We start from the raw sequence: 12,163 nt of genomic DNA, 5'->3' as shown, positions 1-12,163 counted from the left end.
AAACCCCCGGTCCCGCGATCTCACACCAGCACGGCGCCCGACTTGAAGGCGCTGGCATCGGCCGCAAGCAGCATCTCGTTATGCGGCTTGCCCGACGGGATCATGGGGAAGCAGTTTTCATGCTTTTCCACCAGGCAATCAAAGATCACCGGCCCGTCATAGGCCAGCATCTCGCGGATCGCGTCATCCAGATCGGCCGGATCGCTGCACTTGATGCCCTTGCAGCCAAAGGCCTCGGCCAGCTTGACGAAATCGGGCAGGCTTTCGGACCAGGACGACGAATACCGCTCGCCATGCAGCAGCTCTTGCCACTGGCGCACCATGCCCAGCCGTTCGTTGTTCAGGATGAACTGCTTGACCGGGGCGCGGAACTGCATGGCCGTGCCCATTTCCTGCATGTTCATCAGCCAGCTCGCCTCGCCCGCGACGTTGATCACCAGCGCATCGGGATGGGCCACCTGCACGCCGATGCTGGCCGGCAGGCCATAGCCCATCGTGCCCAGCCCGCCACTGGTCATCCAGCGGTTCGGCTGGTCAAAGTGCAGGAACTGCGCGGCCCACATCTGGTGCTGCCCCACCTCGGTGGTGATGTAGCGCTTGGGGTGGTCCTTGGTCAGCTCTTGCAGGCGTTGCAGCGCGTATTGCGGCTTGATCGAGCTGGCCGAGGGCTTGAACGCCAGGCAGTTGATCTTCTTCCACTCGTTGATCTGGTCCCACCAGCGCGCGAGCGCCTCGCGGTTGACCTTGCGGCCACGCGCCTTCCACAGGCGCAGCGCATCTTCCAGCACATGGCCGACATCGCCCACGATCGGCACATCCACCCGGATCACCTTGTTGATGCTCGAGGCATCGATGTCGATATGCACCTTGGCCGAGTTCGGGCTGAAATCCGCCACCCGGCCGGTGATGCGGTCGTCGAACCGCGCGCCCACGTTGATCATCAGATCGCAGCCGTGCATCGCCAGGTTGGCCTCGTAAAGGCCGTGCATCCCCAGCATCCCCAGCCAGTGCTTGCCGCTGGCCGGATAGGCGCCCAGGCCCATCAGGGTCGAGGTGATCGGCACACCCGCCGCATCCACCCATTCGCGCAGCAGCTGCGCCGCACCGGGGCCCGAGTTGATCACGCCGCCGCCGGTATAGAACACCGGGCGCTCTGCCGTCTCCAGCAGCTCGACCATGCGGGTGATCGCCTCGATATCGCCCTTCACCTTGGGCTGATAATGCGAGGTGCGTGCCTTTTGCGGCTCGGTATAGGCGGCTTCGGCGAATTGCACATCCTTGGGGATGTCGATCAGCACCGGACCAGGGCGGCCCGAGGTGGCAACGTGGAACGCCTGATGGATGGTTTCCGACAGTTTCGCCGTGTCCTTCACCAGCCAGTTCATCTTGGTCACCGGGCGGGTGATGCCCACGGTGTCGGCTTCCTGAAAGCCGTCGGTCCCGATCATGAAGGTCGGCACCTGCCCCGACAGCACCACCAGCGGGATCGAATCCATCAGCGCATCGACGATGCCCGTCACCGCATTGGTCGCCCCCGGACCCGAGGTCACCAGCACCACCCCCGGCTTGCCGGTCGAGCGGGCATAGCCTTCGGCCATGTGCACCGCGCCCTGTTCGTGGCGCACCAGGACGTGACGAATGTCGTTCTGCTGGAAGATCTCGTCGTAAATCGGAAGGACGGCCCCGCCAGGATAGCCGAATACGACTTCGACCCCCTGATCCCTCAGGGCCTGCACCACCATCTTCGCACCCGTCATCATCCGCGACATGTCATCCTCGCTTGTCCGAACCGCGCAACAAAAAGCCCCCGGGTTTTCCGGGGGCGCATGGGAGTAAGGTCTGGCGTCCGTTACCGGCCCATGCGCCAAGATCCCCGAATTACAACAAGACCCGTCATCCCTTGCCCCTTTCGTGCGGCTGGCCGGACATTAGGGCCCGCCGCAAGCAGCGTCAACCGCAAAGGTCGTGAAAAAGTGTCGCACAGACGCAGTTTCGCGATATTTTCTTTCCAATGATGGCAGCAGCGGGAAACTTCGCGAAAGAGGGCCCGCAAATGGAAAGGGCAGAGGCTTGCGCCCCCGCCCTTTGTGCCGCCATCGCGATCCGGGATCAAAGATACGGAACGTCGTCCGACCAGATTTGCAGATACTGCTCGACATGTTCCAGCGTCGACTTGGCCACGGTCAGCGACCCGGCCAAACCGAAGTCGAACACGACCGAGGTGCCATCCTGCGTCGCCAGATCCATCGCGGCAGTGACATCGGCCGCCAAGTCGGCATGGATATACAGCAGATCGCCATAATCGCCGCGGAAGTCGGTGATCAGATCGTGGCCGGTCACGGATTCGATCACGAAGCTGTCGGCGCCGGTCAGGCCGATCATGGTATCATCACCAAGGCCCGACATGATGGTGTCGTTGCCATAGCCTCCACGCATCCAGTCATTTTCGTCGCCACCGTCGATGTAATCATCGCCGACGCCACCTTCGATCGTATCAAGGCCCGTGCCACCGAAAATGGAGTCGTTGCCGGTATCGCCGAGGATCTTGTCATTGCCCGAGCCACCGAAGATCTGATCAGCGCCCGAACCACCCTTGATCAGGTCTGCACCGCTGTCACCATAGATGGTATCGTTGAACGAGCCGCCACTCATGGTGTCGTTGCCGTTGCCACCATACATCAGGTCTTCGTTCTTGCCGCCGTCCATGCTGTCAGCACCGTCGCCTCCGAACATCACGTCCTGGCCATTATCGCCACGCATCACGTCGTCGCCCGCTTCGCCTTCCATCTCGTCGTGGCCGCTGCCGCCATAGATGGTGTCGTTGTCGAGCCCGCCGAACAGACGGTCGTGGCCGACCTCGCCGTTCAGGCGGTCGGCGCCGTTGCCGCCAAAGATCGTGTCGTTGTAGTCGCCGCCGCTCACGCTGTCGTTGCCGTCGCCGCCTTCAACGTAATCGCGGCCATAGCCCCCATAAAGGCTATCGTTGCCCAGGCCACCATACAGCGCATCATTTCCGAACTCGCCATACAGACGGTCGTCTCCGTCCAGACCCGACAGAAAGTCGTTGCCGTCGCCGCCACGAACCCAGTCGGTCGCCGAGGTGCCATAGACGGTATCGTTGCCGTCAAAGGTTTCCAGCGGCACAAGCGTCCACAGATCGACGCCGTCGACGCCGGCCAGGAAGTCATCTTCGCTGGTGGCAACATAGGACGGGCTGCGGGTCACGTTCTGGAGCGTGCTGTGACCGAACTGCGACAGGCCCGTCGGCAGGTCCGAGGTCAGCGACGTGAGCGAGAGCATGAAGTTCGCATAGTCCTCGGCATCGGCGAAAGTCGGCAGTTCGTCACCCGCAAGGTTGAACAGGCTGAACTGGTTCAACCCGGTCTGGACGATCATCACCGTAGCAGCACTGGTGCCCCAGCCGATCCGGCCGATCACCGCCGCATCGTCCAGATAGACACGATTGCCATTTACCGTGCTCGCATGCAGCTTCGAGGGCGACGCCAGAGCCATGGTGATCGACGAGAACTCATTCGCTTGCGGGTCATCCAGCGTGTAGCGGAAACGAAAATAGGTCGAGGTCGTCCAGGCCATCGTGCTTGCCGACACACTGACCGGAGTGCCGAAGTTGTCGGTAGTGATCTGGATGCCGCTGAAATACTGCGTGCTCATATGAAGTCCTTTCTTGCGATAGGGGCCTCCCGACCGGACGAGAGGGGCTGCACTCGTTGCATGACCGCTTTTCTTGCCGCCAAATGTGTTGGCAATCGGGCGGCCTCGCGGTGATTTTCCGTATTTGGTTAATCAATCGTGGCGCATATGTGGACAATCGCCCGCGCATCGCGCCCTGCCCCAAGGGTCGCAATTGTGGCGCCTTTGTCATTTGCGATCGGATGGGCGCGGCTGGCCCGCCCTGCAGCGCGGTCCGGTCTGGCCAGTCATCGGGAAACAGGGGGATCAAATGCGAAAAGCCCCGGAGTTACCGGGGCTTGTTCGATCAGAATGGTGCGGTTGAGAAGACTCGAACTTCCACGGGAGTTACCCCACAGCGACCTCAACGCTGCGCGTCTACCAATTCCGCCACAACCGCATGTTCTGGCTTGGTGATGCGGCTTCTAGCGAAGCGCCGCGGCATTGAAAAGGGGGATTTTCACCCCCCCTGCCGTATTTTGCGACATTACTGTCCAAACACCATGAACGGCAGCCGCGCCGCCAGCGGCAGGGCCGCAACGCCGGTGCGGGTGGGCGCCGCCGGGGCTGCGGCGTCCTGGGCCGCCGGGGCCGTCGCGGCAATCTGGGCCGGCGCGGCGGCGGGCTGGGTCGGCACCGCGAACACCGGCACGGCGGGCGCCGCAGGCTCCAGCGAGGCCTTGCCGCCCAGCGTATAGGCCGCCTTGCGGATCAGCGCCGCACGGTCTGGCATGCCGGGGGCAAAGACCAGCGTGGTGCCGCTCGCAGCGGCATCAAGGCTCATGTCATACCAGGGCAGCGCCAGATCGGTGCGCTGGCTGGCCCCGAACCCCTGGCTGAGATGATGCCCCAGCAGCTCGGCATAGCCCTTTTCGCCCAGCACGGTCAGCAGCAACGCCGATCCGATGGCAATCTTCATGTCGTCGGTCGTATAGCCCGACCCAAGGCAGATGCGCGCGGTGGCCGCCATCTGCGCCGGGGCCATGCCCGACGACAGCACGAATCCCGACACGCCCTGCAGGACCGTATCGCGGTCCTGCAAGGACAGGGCGGTGACGTAATCCTCCATCGCCGGGCCAAGGCCTGCGCATTGCTCGGCCACCTGCTGCGGCGTGGTGCCCGGCATCTTGGCGACCAGATCCTCGCCCTGCGCCATCGCATAGGTGCGGGCCAGGCAGAACTGTTCCGACAAGGCAAAGGTCGGGTCGGTCATGCTGGCCGCAGTGACAAAGCCACCGTTGGTGTTGGTCAACAGGCTGACCTTGTTGCAATGCGAGGCAAGCGAGGCCATCACCGCCGTGCCGCCAAAGAAATTCGGCAGGGCCGGTGCGGCCGGCGCTGCAGGGGCGGGCGCCGGTGCGGCAAAGGTCGGAACCGTGGGCGCTTGCGGCACCTGCTGGGGCGCCATCGTTCCGGCGGCGGCCATGGTGCCGGACCCGAATCCGCCCGCCGGCAGGCCGGCCATCTGGTCGCGCTGCATCAGCAACAGCCCGCGCGTGCCCTGCGGATGGCTGGCGGCCACCTGCATCGTCGCCGGCCCGCCGATGATGGCCCGCTGATAGGCGGTTACAAGGATGGTGCGCTCGAAGTCGGTCAGCTGGCCGGTCGGCGGATAGCCCATCAGCGCCTGATACTGCGCGATCCCCGTGCGCGAGCGCGGTCCGATCGAGCCATCCGGCGTGCCCACGTTATAGCCGAAATAGTTCAGCGCGGTCTGCACTTCGCGGTTGGCCTCGCGCGTGCTGGTCGTCGATGTCGAGGTCGATCGGCGCACCGTCGTCGCTTGGCGGGCCTTGTTCTTGTGCATCTCGTTGACGATCAGACCGCCGATCACCGCACCCACGAGTCCCCCGGCCAGCGCGTCCCCGGCGCTGGACTGCACCGGACCAAGCGCCACGCCTGCCGCAACAAGCGCCGTCGCGATACGCTTTGCCTTCATGGTGGAAACCCTTCAATGACTGGAATACCTGTTGGTGCCAGTCTAACACGACACAGCGCGCAACAAAGTCAAAACTGGCCGGGGTCGGGAATCCATGATGCAGGACGGTGTGGAATGGCAGGTCTGGCCCGGGCTTGTCCCCTATGAAACGGCCCTTGCCGCCATGGAGGCCCGGGTCGAGGCGATTCGCGCCGGCACCGCCCCCGAGGCCGTCTGGCTGCTGGAACATCCGCCGCTGTATACCGCCGGAACCTCGGCCAATCCGGCCGACCTGACGGCGCCGGGGCGCTTTCCGGTTCATGCGGCCGGGCGGGGCGGGCAATATACCTACCACGGCCCCGGCCAGCGCGTGATCTATGTCATGCTGGATGTCGCCGCGCGCGGGCGCGATGTGCGCTGTTTTGTCCGTGCGCTCGAGGCCTGGGTGATCGCCGCGCTGGCCGAGTTCAACGTGCGGGGCGAGATTCGCGATGGCCGGGTCGGTGTCTGGGTCACGCGCCCCGACAAGGCCCCCGGCCCCGACGGCCAGCCGCGCGAGGACAAGATCGCCGCCATCGGCATCAAGCTGCGCCGCTGGGTCAGCTTTCATGGCATCTCGATCAATGTCGAGCCCGATCTGGACCATTTCAGCGGCATCGTGCCTTGTGGCATCCGCGACCACGGCGTCACCTCGCTGGTGGATCTGGGGCTGCCGGTTGACATGGGCGATCTGGATGCGGCCTTGATGCGCACCTTCGGCCCGGCGATGGGGGCGCCAACCACCTGTTCCCGGCCGGAAGTCGCCGGCAAAGGATGATGTGACACTCTTACCCATGCCGATCGTGCAAGACTGATGTATGATTTGCGCGACCAGCATCAATCCGAAAGGGCTGCCAGATGAAAATGACACGTATTGCCACTGCACTCGCCGCATTCGCGCTGGCGACACCGGCGCTTGCCGAAGGGGATATCGCCAAGGGCGAGAAGGAATTCGGCAAGTGCAAGGCCTGCCACACGGTCGAGGCGGCAGACGGCACGGTCATCGTCAAGGGCGGCAAGACCGGCCCGAACCTTTACGGCGTCATCGGCCGCGCGGCCGGCTCGACCGATTTCAAATATGGCCCCGGCCTGAAGGAAGCGGGCGAAAAGGGTCTGGTCTGGGATGCCGAGACCTTCGAGAAATACGTCGAGGATCCGAGCAAGTTCATCAAGGAATATACCGGCGACAACGCCGTGAAATCCAACATGACCTTCAAGCTCAAGAAGGGCGGCGAGGATATCGCGGCCTGGCTCGTCTCGGTCTCGGCCAACTGACCCGCAGGCAAGGGATTGTCGGGCGGCGCCGCAGGGCGCCGCCCGTTCGCGTTCAGTGGCAATCGAGCAGCGGTGCGAACCCGCCCCAGGTCATGCGCCGCGCATCGCAGGGCATCTGCTGCATCATGGCGCCAAAGGCCTCGTCGGCCATCAGCGCCGCCCAGGCCTTGTCACGCGTTGCGCGGTCGGGCCATTCGATCCAGGAAAACACCACCGTCTCGCCCGGCTCCAGCCTGACCGCCATGGGCATGGAGGTCACCTGACCCTCGGGCAGATCCTCGCCCCAGCATTCGCGCATCGCCAGCGCGCCGGCCTTCTGGAACAGCGGCCAGCTTTTTTCGGAATGCGCGCGATAGGCATCCTTGTTGGCCGCAGGAACCGGCAAGATCATTCCGTCGATGAAACTCATGGCTTATGTCCCCTGTGCTGCGGCCGCGATTGCGGCCAGGTCGATGCGCATCTGCCCCTGAAGGCAGGCATAGGCGCGGGCATTGGCCTCCGGGTCCGGGCCGAACAACAGATCATGCAGCCCCGCAGGCACGATCTGCCACGACAGGCCCCAGCGGTCGGTCATCCAGCCGCATCGCACCACGGACGATCCGGCGGCCAGATGCGCCTGCCACAGCGCATCGGCCGAGGCCTGGTCAGGCAGCGTCACCACGATCGAGGCGGCCGGACTGTGCCGCACCTGCGGCCCACCGTTCAGCGCGACATAGGGCACCCCGGCCAGCGAGAATTCGACGATCACCGCCGGGGCATCCGCTGCGGGGCGCCGGATGCGCCCCAGACGGCTGCCCGGCACCAGCCCGACATAGCAGCGCGCGGCCTCTTCGGCGGCGGTGTCGAACCACAGGCAGGTGGCGATCTCAGCCATTGGCGGCCCCCCCGGGGTTCATCCAGAAGGGTTCCCAGATATGGCCATCCGGGTCGGCAAACGCGTGGCCATACATGAAGCCGTGATCCTCGGGCGGGCGGACAGCGGCGCCGCCCGTGGCCAGCGCGCGGGCCACCATGGCATCCACCGCCGCGCGGCTTTCGCATTGCACGGCAACCAGAACCTCGGTCGTGCTGCCATCGTTCAACGGGCGCGGGGTGAAGGTCTGAAAGAACTCGCGCCTGAGCAGCATGACGCTGGCCGCGTCGGACAGCTTCATGGCGACGGCCTTGTCGTCGCTGAAGGTGTCGTCAAAGCCGAACCCCAGCCCCGCAAAGAACTGCCGCGTGCGGTCCAGATCGGCGACGGGCAGATTGATGAAGACATTCATGGCGCTTCCTCCTTGCCGGAAAAGCATCCGGGGCATATATGTTGATGTCAACATATATCTGTGACACCGTCACATGGCCGCCGATTTCCGCCAGCGCCCCCTTTGCGCCGCGGTGGGGGATGGCCCATAAGCCATGGGCATTCGAGACACAGGGACCACGCCATGACCCGAGACGCCATCATCCCCCCTGCCCTGCGCGCGGTGCATGACCAGTGGCACTTTGCCCCCGCGGTGCGGGCGGGGAACCTGCTGTTCTGCTCGGGCATCATCGGGACCAGCCCGGATGGCAACCCGCCCCCGACCGGCCTTGCCGGGGCCGAGGCGACGACGGCGGACCCGGATGCCCCGCTAACCGCGCTGGTCGCGGTGCGCGATCCGGCCGCCCAGTTCGCCACCGCCTTCGAGGCGCTGGCGGCCATTCTGGCTGCCGCGGGCGCCGGGCTGGACGATGTGGTCGAACTGACCACCTATCACGTCGACATGGCCCGGCACATGGACACCTTCATGCAGGTCCGGGCACGCTATCTGACGGCGCCCTACCCGGCCTGGACAGCGGTCGAGGTCGCGGGCCTGATCGTGCCCGGCGGTCTGGTCGAGCTGCGCGCGGTGGCCAGCCTGTCTGCGGGACCGGCGTGAGCGGCGCATGCGCGACACTGCCCTTTGCCGCCACCCAGATGGTGCGCGACCGTTGCCTGTGCCTTGCAGCGCAGCGTGCCGCAAGGGCCCTGGCGCGCCGCTTTGACGCGGCCTTGCGCCCGGTCGGGCTGACCAACGGGCAGTTCTCGCTGCTGATGGCGCTGAACCGGCCCGAGCCGCCGCGCATCTCGGATCTGGCGCCCTTTCTGGCGATGGACCGCACCACGCTGACCGCCGCGCTCAAGGTGCTGGAACGCGAGGGTCTGGCCCGGACCGCCCCCGACGCCGCCGACCGGCGCAACCGGCGCGTGACGCTGACGGATGCGGGCCATGCCAGGCTGATCGCCGCACTGCCGCTCTGGCAGGCCGCCCATGACGCGCTGGACGCGGCCATGCCGGGGGCCGACCTTGCCGCGCTGGCTGACGGCCTTGGCCGCGCCGCGCGCGCCCCTGCGACGGAATGACGCAAGCAATTCCGTGTGTTGCCCCTTCAAACTTGACCTGAGTCAAAGTCCGGCATTGCCCCGGCTGCGGCCACATTCTAAAACCGGACAGAGACCGGCACGCGCGGGAGGGGATTCTGCCTGCGCGCCACCCAACAAGGAACGGGAGACGAGCATGGCCGACGCCGCCATCCATGGCCATGGTGAGCACGACACCCGCGGGTTCTTTACCCGCTGGTTCATGTCCACCAACCACAAGGACATCGGGATACTTTATCTTTTCACCTCAGGCCTCGTCGGCCTGATTTCGGTGGCCTTCACCGTCTACATGCGCATGGAACTGATGGAGCCTGGCGTCCAGTACATGTGCATGGAAGGTGCGCGCGTGCTGACCCCGGCGGCAACGTCGGACTGCACCCCGAACGGGCACCTGTGGAACGTGATGATCACCGCCCACGGCATCCTGATGATGTTCTTCGTCGTCATTCCCGCGCTGTTCGGCGGCTTCGGCAACTTCTTCATGCCTCTGCAGATCGGCGCGCCGGACATGGCGTTCCCGCGCCTGAACAACCTGTCCTACTGGCTGTATTTCGCCGGCACCTCGCTGGCCGTCGCCTCGCTGTTCGCGCCGGGCGGCAACGAACAGCCGGGCTCGGGCATCGGCTGGGTCCTGTATCCGCCGCTGTCGGTGCGTGAAGGCGGCTTCTCGACCGACCTTGCGATCTTTGCGGTGCACGTCTCGGGCGCCTCGTCGATCCTGGGGGCGATCAACATCATCACCACCTTCCTGAACATGCGCGCGCCGGGGATGACCCTGCACAAGGTGCCGCTGTTCGCCTGGTCGGTGTTCGTGACCGCGTGGCTGATCCTGCTGTCGCTGCCCGTGCTGGCCGGCGCCATCACCATGCTGCTGACGGACCGCAACTTCGGCACCACCTTCTTCGATCCCGCAGGTGGCGGCGACCCGATCCTTTACCAGCACATCCTGTGGTTCTTCGGCCACCCGGAAGTGTACATCATCATCCTGCCGGGCTTTGGCATCATCAGCCACGTCATCGCGACCTTCAGCCGCAAGCCGGTGTTCGGCTACCTGCCGATGGTCTATGCGATGGTTGCCATCGGCGTGCTGGGCTTTGTCGTGTGGGCGCACCACATGTACACGGTCGGCATGTCGCTGACCCAGCAGTCCTACTTCATGCTGGCCACCATGGTCATCGCGGTGCCGACGGGCGTCAAGGTGTTCAGCTGGATCGCCACCATGTGGCGCGGCTCGATCAGCTTCGAGGCACCGATGCTCTGGGCCTTCGGCTTCCTGTTCCTGTTCACCGTGGGTGGCGTGACCGGGATCGTGCTGTCGCAAGCGGCCATCGACCGGGCCTACCACGACACCTATTACGTCGTGGCGCACTTCCACTACGTCATGTCGCTGGGCGCGGTCTTCGCGATCTTCGCCGGCATCTACTACTGGTTCGGCAAGATGTCGGGCAAGCAGTACTGGGAATTCGGTGCCAAGATCCACTTCTGGATGATGTTCATCGGTGCGAACCTGACCTTCTTCCCGCAGCACTTCCTGGGCCGTCAGGGCATGCCGCGCCGCTACATCGACTACCCCGAGGCTTTCGCCTACTGGAACCACATCTCCTCGATCGGCGCGTTCATTTCCTTCGCCTCGTTCCTGCTGTTCATCGGCATCGTGTTCTATGCCCTGCTCTGGGGCAAACGCGAAAGCCGCGCCAACTACTGGAACGAATACGCCGACACCCTGGAATGGACCCTGCCGTCGCCCCCGCCGGAACACACCTTCGAGCAGCTGCCGAAGCAGTCCGACTGGGACAAGGGCCACGCCCACTGATCCGAAAGGCCCCGGGAAACCGGGGCCTTTTTCTTGCCGGAACCCCCGATGTCCACCGCGATGGTCCCCGAACTTTGCGTCACCGATATTGGCACCAGCCTGCGGTTCTATTGCGACCTCCTGGGCTTTGCCCCCCGCTATGCCCGCCCCGAAGAGGGCTTTGCCTATCTGGAGCGCGAGGGGGCCGAACTGATGCTGGACCAGCTGGGGCTCGGGCGCGACTTCGACCCAAGCCTGCGCGCAAGCGACCGCCCCTTTGGCCGCGGGGTGAACCTGCAAATCCGCACCCGCTCGGTCGCGCCCCTGCTGGCGGCGCTGGCGGCGGCCAATGTCCCCCTGCATCTGCCACCCGAGGATCGCTGGTATCGCGTCGATGATCGCGAAACCGGCAACCGGCAATTCATCGTCGCAGATCCCGACGGCTATCTCTTGCGCTTCTACGAGGATCTGGGCGAACGTCCGCTCTGACAGTTCCAAGTGACCGCGATCATGCCCTATTCCTGGACCCCGACAAACGCCGACGACGCCGATACCCTGCACCTGTGGCCGCACCGCTCGCTTGGGCCACACGGCTTCGTCTGGTTCGTCGGCGGCACCGCCGTTCTGATCGCAACGCCGCTGATGGCCGTGCTGGCAACGCCGATCTTCTGGGGCCTGCTGCCCTTCCTTGCCGCAGCCATGGCCGCGCTCTGGTGGGCGCTGCGCCGGTCCTGGGCCGACCGCGAGATCGTCGAGGAACTTACCCTGACGCCTGATCGCATCACCCTGACCCGCACCGGCCCGCGCAAGCAGCACCAGACATGGGAGGCGAACCCGCATTGGGTGCGCGTCAACCGCCATGAAACCGGCGGGCCGGTGCCGCATTACCTGACCCTGTCCGGCGGCCCGCGCGAAGTAGAACTGGGCGCCTTTCTGACCCCCGAGGAACGCATGACCCTGGAATGGGATCTGCGCCAGCGGCTGCGATCGCGTCGCTAGGCCCGCCCCCTTTGCCTTTTTCCAAATACCCCGCGGGGTGGTCTGGAGGGGCGCGAAGCCCCTCCAG

Annotated in this window: 13 protein-coding genes and 1 tRNA gene; 7 read left to right on the top strand and 7 right to left on the bottom strand. The window is 65.1% G+C overall.

Annotated features, from left to right (window positions below):
• Positions 1-20: 20 nt before the first annotated feature.
• From G481_RS0101700 to G481_RS0101685, 4 genes are all read right to left on the bottom strand, one after another.
• Positions 21-1,769, bottom strand: coding sequence for an acetolactate synthase 3 large subunit (locus tag G481_RS0101700; RefSeq protein ID WP_028028465.1), 1,749 nt, complete (start codon positions 1,767-1,769; stop codon positions 21-23).
• Between the two features lie 340 nt (positions 1,770-2,109).
• Positions 2,110-3,672 (bottom strand): calcium-binding protein, encoded by a 1,563-nt coding sequence (locus tag G481_RS24955; protein ID WP_051294234.1) that lies wholly within the window; start codon positions 3,670-3,672, stop codon positions 2,110-2,112.
• Between the two features lie 331 nt (positions 3,673-4,003).
• A tRNA-Leu gene (locus tag G481_RS0101690) sits at positions 4,004-4,090 on the bottom strand.
• Positions 4,091-4,177: 87 nt separating this feature from the next.
• Entirely contained in the window at positions 4,178-5,629 is a 1,452-nt protein-coding gene (locus tag G481_RS0101685) for a peptidoglycan-binding domain-containing protein (protein ID WP_028028464.1), read from the bottom strand.
• Between the two features lie 97 nt (positions 5,630-5,726).
• Between G481_RS0101685 and lipB the strand changes: the two genes are divergently transcribed.
• Both lipB and G481_RS0101675 read left to right on the top strand, forming a co-directional pair.
• Positions 5,727-6,425 (top strand): lipoyl(octanoyl) transferase LipB, encoded by a 699-nt coding sequence (gene lipB / locus G481_RS22545; protein ID WP_051294268.1) that lies wholly within the window; start codon positions 5,727-5,729, stop codon positions 6,423-6,425.
• An 86-nt stretch (positions 6,426-6,511) separates the two neighbouring features.
• The gene (locus G481_RS0101675) at positions 6,512-6,922 is read left to right on the top strand and encodes a c-type cytochrome (RefSeq protein ID WP_028028463.1); all 411 of its coding nucleotides are present in this window, start codon (positions 6,512-6,514) and stop codon (positions 6,920-6,922) included.
• A gap of 52 nt (positions 6,923-6,974) precedes the next feature.
• On the opposite strand, the gene G481_RS0101670 is transcribed toward G481_RS0101675, so the two are convergent.
• The 3 genes from G481_RS0101670 to G481_RS0101660 are packed head-to-tail and all read right to left on the bottom strand — an operon-like array spanning position 6,975 to position 8,187.
• Positions 6,975-7,331, bottom strand: coding sequence for a DUF1428 domain-containing protein (locus G481_RS0101670; RefSeq protein WP_028028462.1), 357 nt, complete (start codon positions 7,329-7,331; stop codon positions 6,975-6,977).
• A 3-nt stretch (positions 7,332-7,334) separates the two neighbouring features.
• A complete protein-coding gene (locus G481_RS0101665; RefSeq protein WP_028028461.1) occupies positions 7,335-7,796 on the bottom strand; it encodes a VOC family protein in 462 nt (153 codons plus the stop codon).
• Positions 7,789-8,187, bottom strand: a complete 399-nt coding sequence (locus tag G481_RS0101660; RefSeq protein WP_035024771.1) for a VOC family protein — start codon at positions 8,185-8,187, stop codon at positions 7,789-7,791. Before G481_RS0101660 ends, G481_RS0101665 begins: the two co-directional genes overlap by 8 nt.
• Before the next feature lie 162 nt (positions 8,188-8,349).
• Here G481_RS0101660 and G481_RS0101655 point away from each other — a divergent pair, with 162 nt between their 5' ends.
• From G481_RS0101655 to G481_RS0101635, 5 genes are all read left to right on the top strand, one after another.
• Positions 8,350-8,823 (top strand): Rid family hydrolase, encoded by a 474-nt coding sequence (locus G481_RS0101655; RefSeq protein ID WP_028028459.1) that lies wholly within the window; start codon positions 8,350-8,352, stop codon positions 8,821-8,823.
• A 38-nt stretch (positions 8,824-8,861) separates the two neighbouring features.
• Entirely contained in the window at positions 8,862-9,287 is a 426-nt protein-coding gene (locus tag G481_RS0101650; protein ID WP_051294267.1) for a MarR family winged helix-turn-helix transcriptional regulator, read from the top strand.
• A 154-nt stretch (positions 9,288-9,441) separates the two neighbouring features.
• Positions 9,442-11,118, top strand: coding sequence for a cytochrome c oxidase subunit I (gene ctaD, locus G481_RS0101645; protein ID WP_028028457.1), 1,677 nt, complete (start codon positions 9,442-9,444; stop codon positions 11,116-11,118).
• Between the two features lie 48 nt (positions 11,119-11,166).
• Positions 11,167-11,586 (top strand): bleomycin resistance protein, encoded by a 420-nt coding sequence (locus G481_RS0101640; RefSeq protein ID WP_028028456.1) that lies wholly within the window; start codon positions 11,167-11,169, stop codon positions 11,584-11,586.
• Positions 11,587-11,607: 21 nt separating this feature from the next.
• Entirely contained in the window at positions 11,608-12,096 is a 489-nt protein-coding gene (locus G481_RS0101635) for a DUF2244 domain-containing protein (RefSeq protein ID WP_028028455.1), read from the top strand.
• Positions 12,097-12,163: the final 67 nt, after the last annotated feature.

It is taken from the genome of Gemmobacter nectariphilus DSM 15620 (assembly GCF_000429765.1).
In the GTDB taxonomy this organism is placed as follows: domain Bacteria; phylum Pseudomonadota; class Alphaproteobacteria; order Rhodobacterales; family Rhodobacteraceae; genus Wagnerdoeblera; species Wagnerdoeblera nectariphila.
The sequence above is the reverse complement of the archived record's forward strand: the minus strand, read 5'-3'. Positions and strand labels throughout refer to the sequence as shown.